Here is a 280-nt window from a genome sequence, read left to right as displayed (position 1 = left end):
GCGGGCGATGCAGCACTCGCTCAGGATAGCCGACCCCGACCTTACAGACCACTTCCTGAAGCTGGTCCGTGAACAGGTTCCCGAAGCGCTGCACTACTTCGAGGAGGCAGGCGGCGGGGCGTGAGTTTGAACACCGGTAGGTGAGGAGTGCAATTGGCGAGCGAAAGCTAGCTTGAGAGAGCCGGAGTACGACCCCAAAAAGGGGTGTACGCACTGAAGGTACGAGTCAGGGCCGACAGAACCCGAGGGACGAGGAAAAAGACCCGGTGCAGTGGACCGT

Source organism: Methanoculleus sp. UBA208, from assembly GCF_002498065.1.
In the GTDB taxonomy this organism is placed as follows: domain Archaea; phylum Halobacteriota; class Methanomicrobia; order Methanomicrobiales; family Methanoculleaceae; genus Methanoculleus.
Note: the sequence above shows the minus strand (reverse complement) of the source record.